A 14157-nucleotide genomic window follows, 5' to 3' on the forward strand; every position below is an offset into this window, starting at 1 on the left:
CCGATATGCGCCGTTCCTGGTTCGCTCCCTTCGCCGACTGTCTGCTGCTCGGCGTGTTCCTGCTGGTCTGCTCGCTCCCGGTGGTCACCGCCTTCCCGGCCCTGGTCGCCGGCTGCACAGTGCTGCGCCAACAGGCCTACGGCGGACCGGGGGTGACGCCACGTCAGCTGCTCATCGCGCTGCACCGAGTGCTGCGCTCGGGGTACGCCGTCTGGCTGGTCCCGAGCGCCGTGCTGGCCCTGCTGTGGCTGGACGCGCTCGCGCTGGACGCCCACGGGCCCGGCCTGGGCGCCCCCGTCGCCGTGGCCGCCGCAGTCGTGGCGGCGCTGGGGCTGCGGTGCGCGGCCGGCTGGCGCGAGGGCACCGCCTGGCGGACGGTCGGCATCGCCGTGTTCCGCTCGATGCCCCAACAGCCGCTCGTCCTCGCGCTGCTGGCCGGGTCCGTGGTGGCCGCCGCCGTGCTGCTCGCCATGTCCCCCGTCCTGCTGTTGATCGTGCTCGGCCCACTCGCTCTCGCCGCCACGGCCGCCGACACCTGGCGACCGCTGTCGTTCCCACCTTCCCGAACGGAGACCGCATGACCTCGGGCACCGCACACCGCCGCCGCTGCGCCGTAGTGGGACTGGGCGCCCGCGCCCGGCTCTTCACCCAGGCGCTGGCCGGTCCGGACGCTCCCTACGCGGACCGGATCGAACTGGTCGGCCTCTGCGATGTCAACGCCCACCGGATGGCCGTCCACAACGACTGGCTCGACACCTCCGTGCCCGCCTACCCGGCCGAGGACTTCGCGGAGATGCTGCGCCGCGAACGCGTCGACCTCGTCGTGGTGTGCAGTGTGGACCGCACCCACGACCACTACATCGTCCAGGCCCTGGAAGCGGGCTGCGACGTCGTCACCGAGAAACCGATGACCACCGACGCCGGCCGCGCCCGCCGCATCCTCGACGCCCAGCGGCGCACCGGACGCGAGGTGCGGGTCGCCTTCAACTACCGCTACAACCCGGTGCATTCGGCCCTGCGTGAGAGCCTCGCCGCCGGTGAGATCGGCGAGGTCGGCTCGGTGCACTTCGAGTGGCTGCTCGACCTGCGGCACGGCGCCGACTACTTCCGCCGCTGGCACCGCGACAAGGCCAACTCCGGCGGCCTGATGGTGCACAAGGCGACGCACCACTTCGACCTGGTGAACTGGTGGCTGGGCAGCGAGCCCGAGACGGTGTACGCCCGGGGCGGTCTCTTCTTCTACGGTGACGAGGCCGGCCGACGCCGCGGCCTGGCCCGTCCCTACGCCCGCGCCCACGGCTCCCCGGCGGCCGACGGCGACCCCTTCGCCGTACGCCTGGCGGACTCGCCCGTGCTCAAGTCGCTGTATCTGGACGCCGAGCACGAGGACGGCTACCACCGCGACCAGAACGTCTTCGGACCCGGAGTGACCATCGAGGACGACATGGCGGTCCTCGTCGGCTATGCCTCCGGTGCCACGCTGACGTACCACCTCACCGCGTACTCCCCCTGGGAGGGCTACCGGATCGCCTTCAACGGCAGCGAGGGACGACTTGAGCTGCTGGTCGAGGAGACCACCTGGGCCCGCCCCGACGTGCGGACGGACGGCACGTCCGCCGTCCTGCACGGCGAGGTGACCGACGACTCGGCAGGGCGCACCGAGTTGCTGCTGCGCCGGTTCTGGGAGCGGCCGCGCGAGCTGAAGGTCCCCACCGGCGAGGGCGGCCACGGCGGCGGGGACGTACGCATGCTCGCCGACCTCTTCGGGGAGCGCGCCCCGGACCCGCTGGGCCGGGCAGCCGACGCGGCCGACGGAGCCCGGTCCCTGGTCACGGGGCTGGCGGCGAACCAGTCCTTCGAGACGGGCCTGCCGGTAAGGGCCAGGGACGTGCTCACAATGTGAGCCCGTTGGCCGACGGTCACGAACCTGCCCGCGTCGATCTCGGTGCCCGTCCCAGCCTGGCCCACGTAGGCTCACCCGGAGAGGTGATATGCAGTGGTCGAGGCAGAGCCGACCAGTGGCGGAGCGAGAGCGGGCCGGGGGCGCAGCCCGCGGGGGCAGGGCGAGCAACTGCGCCGGGACATCCTGGCGGCGGTGAACCGTCTGCTGGCCGAATGGGGCGGCATCGAGAAGCTCACCGTCCGTGCGGTCGCGGCGGAGGTGGGGGTGTCGGCGCCCAGCATCTACCTGCACTTCACCGACAAGACCGAGTTGCTCTGGGCGGCACTCGACGACAAGTACGAGGACCTCGCCGCTCGGATGACGGCGGACGACGCCGAGGCCGCCGCGCGAGGAGCCCGGGAGCGGCTGCGTGCGCAGGCGCACGCGTACTGCCGGTTCGGGCTGGCGAATCCGGGCCACTACCGGCTGATGTTCGAAGTACGCCAGACCGAGGTGGACGCCGCCCGGATCGCCGGACATCCGACCCGCAGGGTGCCGGACGGCTTCCGGGGGGCGTTCCACCGATGCCACAAGGAGGGTTACGGGCTCGCGATGCCGGTGGAGCAGGCGGCGCACACGCTCTGGGCCGGGCTGCACGGCAATCTGGCCCTGGCGCACAGTCTGTTCGACGACTCCTCACTGAACACCCTGCTGCCGGACCTGGCCGACGGCCCGGTGCCGGCTCCAGCATCGTCACCTCGATGCCGAGCCCGCGGGCGACCGCGGCCGCCTCGGCGCCGATGAATCCGGCACCGACCACCACCAGACGCCGCCCCGGGGCCAGCCGCTCCTTCAGCGCGGCCGCGTCCTCCAGGGTGCGGATCACATGCACCCCGCGCACGCCCTCACCGCCCGGCAGCCGCCTGGGCCGGACTCCGGTGGCGATGACCAGGGCGTCGTAGCCGACCGTGGACCCGTCGGCCAGGGCCAGGATCCGGTCCTGGACGTCCACGCCCACGGCCGCGCCGCCCAGCCGCAGATCCAGGTCGAGGGCGCCGATGTCCTCCGGTGAGCGAAGGGGCAGCCGGTCGGGTCCCCACTCTCCGCTGAGGATCTGCTTGGACAGCGGAGGCCTGTCGTACGGGAGATGCGGCTCGTCGCCGATCAGGGTGACGGTGCCCTCGTAACCCTGCCTGCGCAGGGTCTCCGCGGTCGCCAGTCCGCCGGCGGAGGCACCGACGATGACAACCCGCTCCATCTCACACCTCCCGCAGCCGGATGGCCGCCGCCGGGCAGACCATCGCGGACTCGCGTACACCATCGTGCAGTCCGGGCGCCGGGTTCTCATCCAGCAGGACGACCATGCCATCGTCATCCCGCTGGTCGAAAACCTCCGGAGCGATCAGCACACACTGCCCGGAGGCGACGCACTTCGGAACGTCGACCTCGACTTTCATGGGTGGTTCTCCAACTCGCTTGCGTTGTGCGGGGGATCGGGTTCAGCGGAAGGTCCGGAGCAGGCCCGTGGCGACGCCGCCGCTGGTTCCGCCGTCGGTCGTCAGGAGGGCGCCGGTGACGCAGGAGGCGGCCGAACTGCCCAGGAAGAGAAGGACATTGGCCTGCTCCTCGGGGGTGGCCGGGCGGCCGAGGTGCATCGGGAAGGCGTCCCAGAACTCCTTGCCCAGCATGGCCTCGAAGTCGGCTGTCATGGGAGTGACCGTCGGTCCGGGCAGGATCGCGTTGGCTCGGATGCCCTTCGCACCGAGCACCACGGCCGCGTACTGGGTTCAGATGGCCACGGCCTCCTTGGACGCCGGGTAGGCATGGCGATCTCGTCCGGGTGCTTCTCCAGCCAGTCCTGGGCGTCGGCGAAACCCTCGGTCCACACCAGGGGCAGCAGGGTTCCGATGTTGTCGGCCCAGCGCGAACCGGCCTGCGAGGTGACGGTGGACGACCAGTACGGAGCGCAGCAGCTCGCGGTTCTTTCCAGGGCGTCCTGGAGCTGGAGCAGACAGCGCTTGCGAAAGGCGTGCTCCGTGGCCCAGTTCGTCTCGTCGAAGACGCGGCGGGCCGCCGTGATGGCCCGGTCGATGTCCTGCGCCGATGCGTCGAAGGTGTGGCCGAGGAGCGCCTCTGTGGCCGGGTTGATGTTCGGGAAGACGGCTTCGGTGCTGCTGTCGACAAGCAGGCCTGTTCGGCCAATTCTGCTCCCTGGGTGAGGCCTTGGGGAGTCACACGTCCATCTCCTTGCAGCACCGCGGACGAGGATCCACGTCGTCACGACGGTGGACGGGTGTCACCACGTGACGGGCATGGCGTGGACGCCGTAGATGTCGACATCGGTTTTGAAGGGGACCTCCTCGACGGGTACGGCGAGGTCGAGAGTCGGTATGCGCCGGGCCACCGTCTCGTAGAAGACCTGGAGTTCTACGCGGGCGAGCGGCTGGCCGAGGCACTGGTGGATGCCGAAGCCGAAAGCGAGGTGGTCGCGGGCGCCGCGCCGGATGTCGAGGATGTCGGGGTTCTCGTAGTGGCCGTCGTCGCGATTGGCGGACAAGGTCAGGGGGATGACCGCCTCGCCTTCCTTGATGTGGTGGCCCGCGATCAGGGTGTCCCTGGCGGCGACCCGCCAGTTCGCCTCGTTGAGGATGGTCAGATAGCGCAGCAGCTCCTCGACCGCTCCCCGCGCGAGCGAGGGGTCCTTGCCGAGCGCTTCGAACTGCTCACGGTTGCGGAGCAGTGCGAGGGTGCCGAGCGCGGCCATGTTGCCTGTCGTCTCGTGCCCCGCGACGAGCATGAGGAAGGCCATGCCCTGGACACCTCGACGGTCCATCTTCCCGGTGCGCAGCTGCTCGACGACGAGGCGGCTGACGATGTCGGCCCCTGGATCGAGGTCCGGATCGGCGTTCTTGGAGTCGACCAGACCGTAGATGTAGTCGTTGAGCCCGCTGAGCTTCTCGAAGCGCACGTCGTCGGGGACGCCGCGCTTGAACAGGTACTGCGTGCGGTCTTGGAAGAAGTCGTGGTCGCTCTGCGGAACACCCAGGAGCCAGCAGATGACGGTGTTCGGCATCGGCGAGGCGAGCACCTCCAGGAAATCGACGGGCTTGGGTCCGGCCAGCATCTCGTCGATCAGGTCGTCGACCAGCTTCTGGATCCTGGGCCGCATGGCCTCTATCCGTTTGACCATGAAGTCGCGGGTGACCAGACGGCGCAACTCGTCATGGACCGGCGGGTCCATGCGCAGGAAGGACGGCAGGCCGGAGCCGGCCATGGCCGCGTTCGCCTTCCCAGCGGGGCTCAGAGGGTAGTCGGGGCGGGTGATGTCGGCGCTCAGGTCGGGGTTGACCAGCGCCTCGCGGACATCGTCGTACTTGGCGATCAACCAGGCGTCGTGACCGTGGAGACGGGCCGGGGCGACGGGACAGAGGGAGCGGAGTGTGCCGTACTCGGGCGGCGGGTCGAAGGGCACGGACCGCGCCAGCGGGAAGGTGAGCCGGTCGTCGCCACCGGCGAGCTGCCTGACCAGCTCCCGGGTACGGTCGTCGATGCGGCTGCCGCCGACAGGGCAGGTCGTTGTTCCCTGGGCGCGGTCCTGGGCGCCAGTGGGTTCGGACATGTCGCGAGTGCCTCCATGGGGGTCACGGGGAGGATTACGGATCACGAATTTGGTAAACGCTGTAAACTATATTGGAGAACACCGTAAAGCATCGAGGCGGGCAGCGAATCCCCAAGGGGCTCGATTTGGACACGGCAGTACCGCGCACGGACACTGACGGGACGACACGGACGAGTACGAAGAGAACGCCACCGGGCACGAGGAGTGAGCCAACGATGAGTGGAGGACGGTCCGGCGAGCAGACCAGCACTCCCACAAGTACACCGGCCAAGCCGTCACGGGTGCCCAACCGCTGGGGTGAGGGCAGCCGTCTGCGCCAGGAGATCCTGGAAGCCGCCGAGCGTCTGCTGGAGCAGGGCGAGCTGCCGGAGGAGATCTCACTGCGGGGTATCGCGCGCGAGGCGGGCGTCACGGCGCCCGCGATCTACAAACACTTCAAGGACAAGGCCGAGCTCATGTGGACGCTGCTGGACGGCGTGTACGCGACCATGGCCGAAGACATGCGCACGGCACAGCGGTCGACTCCCTCCGACACTCCCTGGGCGGGCCTGTGCGCCGTCATCGACGCCTATAGCCGGATCGCGACCTCCGAGCCCCGCCGCTATCACCTGCTCTTCCGCATCGGCCCGGATCTCCCGCCCCTCCCCGACGCCCGAGTCCACCCGATGGGGGTGATCCTGGACGCCTGGATCGAGGCCGTCGCCCCCTGCCTGCCCGAGTCCGTCCGTGCCGCCGAGGACTCACTCGATGCCGAACAGACGGCGAAACTGCTCTGGAGCGGCCTCCACGGCCAGTTCGGCCTCTACTGGAACATCCCGGACACGGCCAAACCCCTCGGCCGCACAGAACTCGACGCTCTGCGCGAATCGTTGCTGCTGACACTCTTCGGACCACGGCCGGATCGACATCCATAGGATTCGGCGCTGCCGCCTGCCCGGTAGCGGCCGATGACATCGGGGCGACGACGGCGGCCGAGAATACTGCACCAGGTGCAATATAGCAGTGAGTGCAACGGGCTGTATGATCACATGCATGACAGGCAGGGAGGTGGCCCGCGAGGGCCTGCGCGAGCGGAAGCGGCGGGAGACACGCCAGCGCATCGCCGATGTCGGCATGCGACTGTTCCTGACCAACGGCTTCGACGCCACGACCCTGGACATGATCGCAGCCGCCGCGAACGTCTCCCGCCGGACGTTCTTCTCCTACTTCGACTCCAAGGACGGCGTTCTCGAAACCTGGGAAGCCGGCCTGGAGGACGCACTGCGCACCGCCGTCACCGAACAGCCGCCCCTGCCCACGCCACTGGCCGTGGTACGCCGGGCCCTGGCCCGGCTGGCCACTCGCTACGAGACGGACGAAGCCCTGGCGATCGATCGGCTGATGCGGTCGACGGAGACGCTCCTCGCGCGCAAGAAGGCCAACTACGAGCGCCAGGAGCAGACAATCGTAGACGCTCTGGCCGAACGCTGGCCGAGCCCGGACCGGCAGCACGCACTCCGGCTCATCGCCATGGTCGGGGTCGGCACACTGCGCCTCGCCATCGAAGCCTGGAGCGCCGAGGAACATCGCGGCCCGCTGGGCGACCATCTGAACGAGGCTTTCGAGACGGTGCAGTCGGAGATGGCACCGTAACTCGCCAGTAGGCACCCCCTTCACCCACACCCACCCCCTCGCCGCGCCTCGTCCGGCGCCCGGGGTCACATCATCAACGGCCACTCCCGGCCGCTGCCAGCCATTTTCCGCGACTCCGACAGGAGAGGGAGCACTCCCAAAAAAGGTTGCACCGGTCGCAAGAATGCCCTCAGTGCAGTAGCTTGCATCAGTGTGGAATTTGCACTTGGTGCAATTTTTCGCACATGAGTCAGCAGCTCCAAGAAGGAGACCCCCATGACTACAGCCGTGGCGAATGAAGGAACAGACACAGCGGGCATCCCCGGCTCGGGTGATCAGCCGATGCTGATCGACGGGGAGCGCGTTCCTGCACTATCGGGCAAGACGATCGACGTCTTCAACCCGAGCACGGGCGCGCTGATCGGTACGACGCCGGACGGGGAGTCGGCCGACGTCGACCGTGCCGTCGCCGTCGCCGGGCACACCTTCGACGAGCGGGTCTGGCAGGGGCTGTCCGGCGCCACCCGGCAGAAGATCCTCTGGCGCGCCGCCGACCTCATCGAGCAGCACGCGACCGAGTTGGCGGCGCTGGAGTCGCTGAACAACGGCATGGTCATACCGATGGCGAACGTGCTGATCGCGACCGCCGCCGAGACGATCCGCTACTACGCGGGCTGGGCGACCAAGCTGTACGGCATCACGAGCGAGATCTCCTCGCCCGAGGCGCAGTTCCACTCCTACACGCTGCGCGAACCGGTCGGCGTGTGCGCACTGATCATTCCGTGGAACGCGCCGAGCACGCTGACCGTGCAGAAGCTGGCGCCCGCGCTGGCGGCCGGCTGCTCGGTGGTGATCAAGCCGTCCGAGGAGACCCCGTTCACCGCGCTGCGGCTGGCGGAGCTGTTCGAGGAGGCCGGCGTGCCGCGCGGCGTCATCAACGTGGTGACCGGCTACGGCGAATCGGCGGGCGCCGCGCTGGCCGCGCACGACAAGGTCGCGAAGATCGCATTCACCGGCTCGACCGAGGTCGGCAAGCTGATCGTCAAGGCCGCCGCCGGCAACCTCAAGAAGGTCACCCTGGAACTCGGAGGCAAGTCCCCCGTCATCGTCTTTGACGACGCCGACCTCGATGCCGCCATCGCGGGCGCGGCCAACGCCATCTTCATGCACTCCGGCCAGATCTGCGCCGCGGGCTCCCGGCTCTACGTCCAGCGCTCGGTCTTCGACCAGGTCGTGGACGGCATCGCGGAAATCGCCAAGGGCCTGAAGGTGGGCCCCGGTTCCGACCCCACAACCCAGATCGGGCCGATCGTCTCGCAGAAGCAGCTCGACCGCGTACTGTCCCTCATCGCCAGCGGCATCGAGGAAGGCGCCGAACTAGTCACCGGCGGCGAACGCGTTGGCGACCAGGGCTACTACGTACAGCCCACGATCCTGGCCGACCCCAACCCCGGCGCCCGCGTCATCAAGGAAGAAATCTTCGGCCCGGTGCTGACCGCCATCCCCTTCGACGACATCGACGAGGTCGTCGAGCTGGCCAACGACACCACGTACGGTCTCGGCGCCGCAATCTGGACCAAGGACATCAACAAGTCCCACCTGCTCGCCAAGAGGCTCCAGGCCGGCTTCGTCTGGCTCAACTGCCACTATGTCCTGGACAACTCCTTGCCCGCCGGCGGCTACAAGCAGTCCGGCTGGGGCCGCGAACTCGGCGCCGAGGGCCTCGACCCCTACCTGCAGACCAAGTCGGTCTTCGCCGCCCTCACCCGGGCCCCCTTCCTCACCAGCTGACCCCCGCAGTCAACGCGTTGGGGCACCTTGCCAGGTTCGTCGCGAAACCGAGCGGTAGCGACGGGCCTGGCACTGCTTTGCCGCTCACACTAAGGGTTGCCTTACCTAAACGATACGGTACAGTCTCGTACTATGCAGTCCAGAGCACGCATCAGAGAGCGCGAGCGCCACATCCTCACCGTGGCCGTCGAGCTGCTCAGTGAGGTCGGCTTCGACCGGCTGACGTTCGACGCCATGGCAGCCAGAGCGGGTGTGTCCAAGTCGACGCTCTACCGACGCTGGCCGGGCAAGCACGAACTGGTCATCGAGGCCGTACGCCGCCGGGTGGACTTCTCCTTCACCGTGCCGGACCAGGGCAACTTCCGCGCCGACGTGCTGGAGGCCCTGGGGCTGGTCAGCGACTGGCTGCGGCGGGACGCAGCGATGCTGCGCACCCTGCTCGATGCCGGTCGTCGTGACGCGGACCTGCGCGAGGCGACCGACCGTCAGATCGCCCAGCCTTTCGACGACATGTGGGAAGAGGTCATCGACCGGGCCCATGCCCGCGGGGAGCTGCGCTCCGACGTGGACCTCTCCTGGCTCAACGAGCTGGCGCAGGGCGTGCTGGTCAACCGGCTTCTCGTAGTGGAGGACCCCGTCACCGACGCGTATCTCGAACGCCTGACGGACGAAGTCATCCTCCCCGCCTTCGCACACCCCGCCTGACACCCCTGCCCACCGGAGACACCGTGCCCAAGCTCAAGGCGCCGGCCCAGCGGAGGATGCTCCGCGCCGCGGTCTCGCGCACCGAACGCATCAGCCCGAGCTTCGTCACCCTGACCGTCCAGGGTCCCGACCTGGCGGACTTCGACCCCATGGGGTTCGATCAAGGCATCCGCCTGTTCTTCCGCCGCGACGGCCAGCAGGAACTCGCCATGCCGACCGCCTCGCACAACGGCTGGCTGGCGCAGTACATGGTCATGCGGCCGGCCGCCCGCCCCTGGGTGCGCAACTACACCGTGCGCGCCTTCCGCCCCGACGAGTGCGAAGTGGACATCGAGTTCGCCCTGCACGGCGACGCGGGCCCCGCCTCGGCGTTCGCCTCCCGTGCCCGCCCGGGAGACCCGGTGGGACTGTTCGCCGAAGGAGTCGGGTACCTCCCCACGCCGACAGCTCAGTCACAACTGCTGGTGGCCGACGAGAGCGCCGTACCGGCTCTCCTGGCAATCCTGGAACAGGCCCCTGCGGACCTCGTCGCAGACGCCTATCTGGAGGTGCCGACCGGCGAGGACATCCGACCGGTCTCGGCACCCGCCGGAGTCGCCGTGCACTGGCTGCCCCGCGACAACCACAGCGCCGTCCCGGGACGACTCGCCCTGGAGACGGTCACGTCGTCCTCCTGGAAGCTCCCCCCGGATCAGCGCATCTACTGCTGGGTTGCGGGAGAGAGCGGTCTCGCCACAGGCCTACGGCGATACCTGGTCAAGGAACAGGGAGTCCCCAAGACCGATGTCTCGTTCCTCGGCTACTGGAAGCACGGCAAGAGCAGCCCCTGAGGGCAGCAGTCCGATCAACGCAAGGAACACCTGATCATGGGCAACGTCCCCGTCATCACCCTGAACAACGGCGTCCAGCTGCCGCAGCTCGGTTTCGGCACCTGGCCGGTCCCTGCCGACGCCGTCACCACCGCGCTCGAAGCCGGCTACCGCAGCATCGACAGCGCCGCGATCTACGGAAACGAGAAGGAGATCGGAGAGGCCATCGCCGCCTCCGGCGTGCCCCGCGAGGAACTCTTCGTCACCTCCAAGCTCTGGAACGCCGATCACGGCTACGACTCGACGCTGCACGCCTTCGACAGCTCGCTGGACAAGCTCGGGCTGGATTACGTCGACCTCTACCTGATCCACTGGCCGCTGCCCTCGCGCGGCCTGTACCTCGACACCTGGCGCGCCTTCGAGAAGCTCTACGCCGACGGCCGTGCCAAGGCCATCGGTGTCTCCAACTTCCCCGTCCCACAGCTCCAGCACCTCCTCGACGAGGGCTCCGTCGTCCCGGCAGTCAACCAGATCGAACTCCACCCGGGCTTTCCGCAGGCCGAGCTGCGCGCCTTCCACGCCGCCCACGGCATCGCCACCGAAGCCTGGTCCCCCCTCGGCCAGGGCAAGGGCCTCCTGGAGGACCCGGCACTCGCCGCCCTCGCCGCCAAGCACGCGAAGACGCCCGCGCAGATCGTGCTGCGCTGGCACGTGCAGCTCGGCCACATCGTCATCCCCAAGTCCGCCACACCCGCCCGGATCGCCGAGAACCTCCACGTCTTCGACTTCGACCTCGACGCCGAGGACCTGGCCGTCATCGACACCCTCGACACCGGCTCCCGGATCGGCGAGGATCCCTCCACGTGGGACTACGTCGGCTGACGGCGGTTCAGGCCGAGCGGGCGACTTCCTCCCCGGCGCAGCACGAGTTCGAGGCGGCGTAATCGACCGAGTTGACGGCGGAAAGCCGGTCCCGGACCTCGTACAACTGGGGGCGGGGGCGTCGGCGCCCAGCGCATCGGTGGCGCAATACACGTGATGCCGTCGGGAAATATCCCTCTTCTTGACTCGTGGTGTGAGAGCAACACCCCCGTCGACGAGGAAGTGCTGATGCGCACGGTCGTAGTAGTCGGAAATCCAAAACCTCGCTCACGCACACGGCACGCCGCGGAGCTGCTGGCCGAGCGGCTCACCGGCGCCGAGCCCGACGCGGTCGTCGACGTCGCCGACCTCGGACCGGGGCTGCTCGGCTGGGGCGATCCCTCGGTCGCCGCGGCGAAGGACCAGGTGAAGAGCGCCGACCTGCTGGTCGTGGCCTCTCCAACCTTCAAGGCCACCTACACGGGCCTCCTCAAGCTCTTCCTCGACCAGTTCGGCGCCGGTGAACTCGGCGGCGTCACCACGGTGCCGTTGATGCTGGGCGCCGCCCCGCACCATGCACTGGCCGTGGAACTGTCGCTCAAGCCGGTGCTGGTCGAGATCGGATGCTCGTGCCCGACCCCGGGCCTGTATCTGCTCGACTCCGCCTACGAGGACACTCCCGAGCTCACAGCATGGCTAGAGCGCGCGAGCGCCGTGCTTCCGACGGAGGCGTCGTGATGACCAGCAGCGTGGAAAGGACCGACATGCTCTTCGACCAGGCCGTGCTGCGGCGGGCCTTCGGATGCTTCCCGAGCGGTGTGACGGCCGTGTGCGGCATGCTCGACGGTGTCCCTCAGGGCATGGCGGCCAGCTCCTTCACGTCCGTGTCTCTCGCACCCCCGCTCGTCTCGGTCTGCGTGGCACACACGTCCACGACCTGGCCGACGTTGGCGGCCCTTCCCCGGATCGGGGTCAGCGTCCTCGCCGAGGGGCACACCGGTGAGGTCTCGGCGCTGGCGTCCAAGAAGGGCGACAGGTTCGCCGACGTCTCCTGGGAAGCCGCGGAGTCGGGTGCGGTGTTCGTGCACGGATCCACCTTGTGGCTGGAGTGCGAGGTGCACGACCAAGTCCCCGCCGGAGACCACGACGTGGTCCTGCTGAGGATCTGTGCCCTGCAGGCGAACCCGGACGTGGCGCCGATGGTCTTCCACAACAGCAGCTTCCGCCGGCTTCTCCCGGTGCGTCCGCCGCAAGCGGCGTAGGGCTCTCGGGCATAACGCATAACGAGGAGCGGGGGGGGGGGGGGGGGGGGGGGGGGGGCCCCCCCCCCCCCCCCCCCTCACCCCCCCCCCCCCCCCCCCCCACCACCCCCCCCCCCCCCCCCCCCCCCCCCCCCCCCGCTCCTCGTTCATGCCCCGCGGCGACGGCTAACGCCGCCCGTGCCTGCGACGCAGCTTGGACGGGCTGTCGACGCCGGTGAGGAAGAGGCCGACGGCGCCGAGCGCCGAGAGGACGCCCATCGTGATCAGCGCCCACTGGTAGCCGTCGAACCAGCCGTGCATGAGCCCGACCAGCAGCGGACCGAGGCCCGCGCCGATCGGGTCGGCCAGGCTCAACCGGGAGAGGACCCACGGGTAGGCATCGAGGCCGTACGCCTCGATGGTGAACAGGGACTGCAGGATCGAGACGTTGCCCATGGCCAGTCCCAGGAGGTACGTGCCCACGCAGAGTTGGACCTCCGTGTGGGAAAGGGACAGCACCAGCTGCCCTGCCGCCTGGACCGTGCCCACGCCGACGGCGAGCCTGCGCAGGCCGATCCGCGGCAGCAGCGGCATGCCGACGATCCGGCCGCTGAAGCTGCCGAGCGCCAGGATCGACACGGCGAGGGCCGCTCCCCCAATGCCGTCCTCCTCGGCGAGCCGGACGAGATGTGCCGTGGTGGCGACCTGAGACAGGAACAGACAGGTCATCCCGAGGAAGAGCAGGACGAAACGCTTCTCGGTCAGCGAGGGACGCTCGCCGGGGACGACGCCGGACGCGGCGACAGCCGGGCGCGCGGGCGGCTCCTTGACGAAGACGACCGCCACGGCGATCAGCACGACCACAGTGCCGCCGAGGACGGCGCTGCCGATGGTCAGGCCGTACGCGCCGAGTACCCCCAGTACCGCGGGCGGGACGACGGCACCGCCGACCGACAGGCCGGTCATGGCGAGCGTGAGAGGGCGGGCCGGGGCGTCGGGGAACCATCGGGCGACCAACGACGACACGGGGATGACCGAGGTCATCGCGCTGAACCAGCCGGACAGCGCGAAGGCACCCCACAACTGCCAGACCGCGTGGCTGGATCCAATGCCGAACACCGAAACGCCGAGACCGAGCGCGCCGACGGCCATGATGAGACGAGTCGACACCGTCCTCATCAACCGCGCGGTGGCGAGGCCGCCGAACCCGCCGAAGACCGCGGACATCGTCGGGCCCGCGGACGCGACCTGGAGCGAGAAACCGCGCTCGCTCACCAGCGCATTGATGTACGCCGACATCGCATAGAACGTCAGGCCGCCGACGAGGCTCAGGATCGTGAACGCCAGAGCGACGACCACCCAGCCGTAGCGGCCCGCCTCCGGCCCGATCGGAACTGCGGGCGCGTTGCGGGCGTTGGGGACATTGGGGCTGCCCACGTCGGAATCGCGGGCAGGAGTGCGGGTCATGCGTCGGCCTCTCTCGGCTCGGTCCCCCATGTCGGTGCCCTGTGCCGTTGTGTCGGTCCCCTGTGTCGTTCCTCCGTGCGTGCGTCGGGGGGGGGGGGGGGGGGGGGGGGGGGGGGGGGGTGGAGGGGGGGGGGGGGGGGGAGAAAGGACAGAGAAAACGGGATGCGTGCG

General features: G+C 69.3%; 15 protein-coding genes and 2 pseudogenes. 11 read left to right on the forward strand and 6 right to left on the reverse strand.

Going from position 1 to position 14157, the window contains the following annotated elements; translation table 11 throughout:
• The first annotated feature begins 5 nt into the window (after nt 1-5).
• The 3 genes from ACZ5VQ_RS36775 (at nt 6) to ACZ5VQ_RS36785 (ending at nt 2686) form a co-directional block, all read left to right on the forward strand.
• Nucleotides 6-581, forward strand: coding sequence for a hypothetical protein (locus tag ACZ5VQ_RS36775; RefSeq protein WP_469108744.1), 576 nt, complete (start codon nt 6-8; stop codon nt 579-581).
• Nucleotides 578-1903: a Gfo/Idh/MocA family protein gene (locus ACZ5VQ_RS36780; protein ID WP_469108745.1), complete on the forward strand. Its 1326-nt coding sequence runs from the start codon at nt 578-580 to the stop codon at nt 1901-1903. The genes ACZ5VQ_RS36775 and ACZ5VQ_RS36780 overlap by 4 nt, the downstream gene beginning before the upstream one ends.
• A 93-nt stretch (nt 1904-1996) precedes the next feature.
• Nucleotides 1997-2686 (forward strand): TetR/AcrR family transcriptional regulator, encoded by a 690-nt coding sequence (locus ACZ5VQ_RS36785; RefSeq protein ID WP_469108746.1) that lies wholly within the window; start codon nt 1997-1999, stop codon nt 2684-2686.
• Here the strand turns inward: ACZ5VQ_RS36785 and ACZ5VQ_RS36790 are convergent.
• The 5 genes and pseudogenes from ACZ5VQ_RS36790 to ACZ5VQ_RS36810 all read right to left on the reverse strand — a co-directional run.
• Nucleotides 2616-3140 (reverse strand): annotated as a pseudogene (locus ACZ5VQ_RS36790) (NAD(P)/FAD-dependent oxidoreductase); the annotation flags it as partial. The gene ACZ5VQ_RS36785 and the pseudogene ACZ5VQ_RS36790 sit on opposite strands and share 71 nt — an antisense overlap.
• A 1-nt stretch (nt 3141) precedes the next feature.
• Complete coding sequence (locus ACZ5VQ_RS36795; RefSeq protein ID WP_469108747.1) at nt 3142-3339, reverse strand: ferredoxin; 198 nt, start codon at nt 3337-3339, stop codon at nt 3142-3144.
• Between the two features lie 42 nt (nt 3340-3381).
• Nucleotides 3382-3657 (reverse strand): annotated as a pseudogene (locus ACZ5VQ_RS36800) (SDR family oxidoreductase); the annotation flags it as partial.
• Nucleotides 3588-4163: an aldehyde dehydrogenase family protein gene (locus ACZ5VQ_RS36805; RefSeq protein ID WP_469108748.1), complete on the reverse strand. Its 576-nt coding sequence runs from the start codon at nt 4161-4163 to the stop codon at nt 3588-3590. The pseudogene ACZ5VQ_RS36800 and the gene ACZ5VQ_RS36805, both read right to left, overlap by 70 nt.
• A 15-nt stretch (nt 4164-4178) precedes the next feature.
• On the reverse strand, nt 4179-5501 hold the full coding sequence (locus tag ACZ5VQ_RS36810) for a cytochrome P450 (RefSeq protein ID WP_469108749.1): 1323 nt from the start codon (nt 5499-5501) through the stop codon (nt 4179-4181).
• Between the two features lie 215 nt (nt 5502-5716).
• On the opposite strand from ACZ5VQ_RS36810, the gene ACZ5VQ_RS36815 reads away from it, so the two are divergent.
• From ACZ5VQ_RS36815 to ACZ5VQ_RS36850, 8 genes are all read left to right on the forward strand, one after another.
• Nucleotides 5717-6415 carry a TetR/AcrR family transcriptional regulator gene (locus tag ACZ5VQ_RS36815; protein WP_469108750.1) on the forward strand — a complete coding sequence of 233 codons (699 nt, stop codon included), beginning with the start codon at nt 5717-5719 and terminating at the stop codon, nt 6413-6415.
• A 118-nt stretch (nt 6416-6533) separates the two neighbouring features.
• A complete protein-coding gene (locus ACZ5VQ_RS36820) occupies nt 6534-7133 on the forward strand; it encodes a TetR family transcriptional regulator (RefSeq protein ID WP_469108751.1) in 600 nt (199 codons plus the stop codon).
• A 255-nt stretch (nt 7134-7388) separates the two neighbouring features.
• Nucleotides 7389-8903 (forward strand): aldehyde dehydrogenase family protein, encoded by a 1515-nt coding sequence (locus ACZ5VQ_RS36825; protein WP_469108752.1) that lies wholly within the window; start codon nt 7389-7391, stop codon nt 8901-8903.
• A gap of 132 nt (nt 8904-9035) precedes the next feature.
• The gene (locus ACZ5VQ_RS36830; RefSeq protein WP_469108753.1) at nt 9036-9608 is read left to right on the forward strand and encodes a TetR/AcrR family transcriptional regulator; all 573 of its coding nucleotides are present in this window, start codon (nt 9036-9038) and stop codon (nt 9606-9608) included.
• Nucleotides 9609-9631: 23 nt separating this feature from the next.
• A complete protein-coding gene (locus ACZ5VQ_RS36835; protein WP_469108754.1) occupies nt 9632-10438 on the forward strand; it encodes a siderophore-interacting protein in 807 nt (268 codons plus the stop codon).
• 36 nt (nt 10439-10474) lie between these two features.
• The gene (locus tag ACZ5VQ_RS36840; protein WP_469108755.1) at nt 10475-11299 is read left to right on the forward strand and encodes an aldo/keto reductase; all 825 of its coding nucleotides are present in this window, start codon (nt 10475-10477) and stop codon (nt 11297-11299) included.
• 228 nt (nt 11300-11527) lie between these two features.
• Nucleotides 11528-12016: an NADPH-dependent FMN reductase gene (locus tag ACZ5VQ_RS36845; protein ID WP_388368890.1), complete on the forward strand. Its 489-nt coding sequence runs from the start codon at nt 11528-11530 to the stop codon at nt 12014-12016.
• The gene (locus ACZ5VQ_RS36850) at nt 12016-12540 is read left to right on the forward strand and encodes a flavin reductase family protein (RefSeq protein WP_469108756.1); all 525 of its coding nucleotides are present in this window, start codon (nt 12016-12018) and stop codon (nt 12538-12540) included. Before ACZ5VQ_RS36845 ends, ACZ5VQ_RS36850 begins: the two co-directional genes overlap by 1 nt.
• A gap of 165 nt (nt 12541-12705) precedes the next feature.
• Here ACZ5VQ_RS36850 and ACZ5VQ_RS36855 read toward each other — a convergent pair whose 3' ends face one another.
• Nucleotides 12706-13986, reverse strand: coding sequence for an MFS transporter (locus ACZ5VQ_RS36855; RefSeq protein ID WP_469108757.1), 1281 nt, complete (start codon nt 13984-13986; stop codon nt 12706-12708).
• Nucleotides 13987-14157: the final 171 nt, after the last annotated feature.

It is taken from the genome of Streptomyces sp. NPDC033178 (assembly GCF_055577685.1).

Bases quoted from the DNA above. Each gene is read 5' to 3' on its own strand.
- ACZ5VQ_RS36840 (WP_469108755.1), top strand. From the start codon at position 10,475: ATGGGCAACGTCCCCGTCATCACCCTGAACAACGGCGTCCAGCTGCCG.
- ACZ5VQ_RS36825 (WP_469108752.1), top strand. From the start codon at position 7,389: ATGACTACAGCCGTGGCGAATGAAGGAACAGACACAGCGGGCATCCCC.
- ACZ5VQ_RS36845 (WP_388368890.1), top strand. From the start codon at position 11,528: ATGCGCACGGTCGTAGTAGTCGGAAATCCAAAACCTCGCTCACGCACA.
- ACZ5VQ_RS36775 (WP_469108744.1), top strand. From the start codon at position 6: ATGCGCCGTTCCTGGTTCGCTCCCTTCGCCGACTGTCTGCTGCTCGGC.
- ACZ5VQ_RS36830 (WP_469108753.1), top strand. From the start codon at position 9,036: ATGCAGTCCAGAGCACGCATCAGAGAGCGCGAGCGCCACATCCTCACC.
- ACZ5VQ_RS36850 (WP_469108756.1), top strand. From the start codon at position 12,016: ATGACCAGCAGCGTGGAAAGGACCGACATGCTCTTCGACCAGGCCGTG.
- ACZ5VQ_RS36810 (WP_469108749.1), bottom strand. From the start codon at position 5,501: ATGTCCGAACCCACTGGCGCCCAGGACCGCGCCCAGGGAACAACGACC.
- ACZ5VQ_RS36780 (WP_469108745.1), top strand. From the start codon at position 578: ATGACCTCGGGCACCGCACACCGCCGCCGCTGCGCCGTAGTGGGACTG.
- ACZ5VQ_RS36855 (WP_469108757.1), bottom strand. From the start codon at position 13,986: ATGACCCGCACTCCTGCCCGCGATTCCGACGTGGGCAGCCCCAATGTC.
- ACZ5VQ_RS36795 (WP_469108747.1), bottom strand. From the start codon at position 3,339: ATGAAAGTCGAGGTCGACGTTCCGAAGTGCGTCGCCTCCGGGCAGTGT.
- ACZ5VQ_RS36820 (WP_469108751.1), top strand. From the start codon at position 6,534: ATGACAGGCAGGGAGGTGGCCCGCGAGGGCCTGCGCGAGCGGAAGCGG.
- ACZ5VQ_RS36815 (WP_469108750.1), top strand. From the start codon at position 5,717: ATGAGTGGAGGACGGTCCGGCGAGCAGACCAGCACTCCCACAAGTACA.